A 1,284-nucleotide genomic window follows, 5' to 3' on the forward strand; every position below is an offset into this window, starting at 1 on the left:
AACCCGGTTCGACCCGGATGACTTCTTTGAGGCGCGCCAGGGCATGGTGCGCGCAACCAAGAACATGTGCGCAGCCCTCAGCGACCGCACCGGTGACGGCTATGTGTTCCGCACCGACCTGCGGCTGCGCCCGGACCCGGCGGTCACTCCGGTCTGCCTGGCGATGGAAGCGGCAGAGCGCTACTACGAAAGCCTGGGCCGCACCTGGGAGCGCGCCGCCTATATCAAGGCGCGCCCCTGTGCCGGCGACATCGCGGCGGGGGAGCGGTTCCTGAACACCCTGCGCCCCTTTGTCTGGCGGCGGCACCTGGACTTTGCTGCCATCCAAGACGCCCATGACATCCGCCTGCGCATCCGCGAGAGCAAGGGCACCGGCGGCGCCCTGCATGTGCCCGGCCACGACATGAAGCTGGGCCGCGGAGGCATTCGCGAGATCGAGTTCTTCACTCAGACTCGCCAGCTGATCGCCGGCGGGCGCGACGAGAGCCTGCGCCTGCGCGGCACCGTAGAAGGGCTGGCGGCACTTGCGGACAAGGGCTGGGTGCCTCTGGACACCGCTGAAACCCTCTCGGCCCACTACCGCGCCCACCGCGAGGTCGAGCACCGCATCCAGATGGTGCATGACGCCCAGACCCACCAGATGCCCAAGTCCGAGGATGGCATTGCCCGGATCGCCTGCCTGATGGACCGCAATCCGTTGGACCTCGCGGCGGAAATCAGGGACCGGCTGACCGAGGTGCATGAGCTGACAGAGGGGTTCTTTTCTCCCGGCGGTAAGCCCGCCGCAGACGCGGTACCCGAGGGCACCGCCGAGCTGGATGGTGCCATTATCGCCCGATGGCCGACCTATCCGGCGCTGCGCTCCTCCCGTGGGGCGCGGATATTCGAACGGCTGAAGCCGGAGTTGCTGTTGCGCGTCGCCAAGACCGCCAAACCGGCCGAAACCCTGGTGGCGCTGGACGGTTTCCTGGCCGGGCTGCCGGCTGGGGTGCAGCTGTTCTCGCTGTTCGGCGCCAATCCGCAGCTGATCGATCTGCTGGTGGATATCGCCGGCACCTCGCGCGGGCTTGCCAGTTTCCTGTCCCGCAATTCCGGGGTGTTTGACGCGGTGATCGGCGGCTCCTTCTTTGATCCCTGGCCGGGGGCGGACCTGCTGCGGGCGGAACTGCAAACCCGGCTGGCACAGGAACGCGATTACGAGGCCCGGCTGGATGCCACCCGCCGCTGGTGCAAGGAATGGCACTTCCGCATCGGCGTGCACCACCTGCGCGGGCTGATCGACGG

Annotated in this window: 1 pseudogene; it reads left to right on the top strand. The window is 67.8% G+C overall.

Annotation, left to right across the window (positions count from 1 at the left end):
• Nucleotides 1–1,284, top strand: a pseudogene (locus A2I95_RS39145) (glutamine-synthetase adenylyltransferase); the annotation flags it as partial.

It is taken from the genome of Leisingera sp. F5 (genome assembly GCF_001593695.1).